At 46.7% G+C, this 805-nt stretch carries 1 protein-coding gene; it reads left to right on the top strand.

Going from position 1 to position 805, the window contains the following annotated elements; translation table 11 throughout:
* Nucleotides 1-798: IS30 family transposase (locus tag AAEY80_RS14295; protein ID WP_350588518.1), on the top strand; the 798-nt coding region annotated here is incomplete at its 5' end.
* Nucleotides 799-805: the final 7 nt, after the last annotated feature.

The following is an 805-nucleotide window of genomic DNA, read 5'->3' as shown; positions in this document are numbered from 1 at the left end:
CAAGCCCATCGATTGGCAAACGCGCGCAAAGTTGTGAATAGCTCACAGATCAGCCGCTTTGGCTGGTGCTATATTGAGCATCTACTCAGCAAACACTACTCACCTGAGCAAATCACAGGGCGACTGAGGATGCTGGGTTGGCAAGAGGTCCCAAGCCATGAATCGATATACCAACACATCTATACTGACAAAAAGGCAGGGGGTAACTTACATAGCGCCCTTAGATGTCAAAAGCGTTATAAGAGACGGTATCTGCAAGGCAATGATAGGCGCGGAAAGATAGCGAACCGCTGTGATATCAATGACCGTCCCAGTATCATTGAAGCGCGCAGTCGTATGGGCGATTATGAAGGGGATACGGTGGTTGGTCGTGGACATCAAGGTGTGCTTGTCACTCTAGTGGATAGAACAACTCGAGAGACTAAGATCAAAGCGCTACCCAATCGCAAGGCAGTAGCCGTCACACAAGCTTGCATTGGCATGCTAAAAGGTGAACAGGCGTTAAGTATCACCTTTGATAACGGTAAAGAGTTTGCTGACCATGAAACGATGGCAACAGCGTTGAAGGCTGATATTTACTTTGCTCAGCCTTATCATTCTTGGGAGCGTGGAACGAATGAGAATACCAATGGGTTAATTCGTCAGTTTCTACCGAAGTCAATGCGTCTGGATAACCTATGCATGCACTTAGTTCAGTCGATTGAAGACAGTTTAAATAATCGACCTAGAAAGGTGCTAGGGTTTAGAACGCCTCTTGAGGTAAAATCTAGCTTCGGGTGCGTTGCACTTCAATGTTGAATCCAAG

The sequence above is a fragment of the Psychrobacter sp. 78a-MNA-CIBAN-0178 genome, assembly GCF_040309625.1.
Lineage (GTDB): Bacteria > Pseudomonadota > Gammaproteobacteria > Pseudomonadales > Moraxellaceae > Psychrobacter > Psychrobacter okhotskensis.
This window is presented reverse-complemented; position numbering and strand designations above follow the sequence as displayed.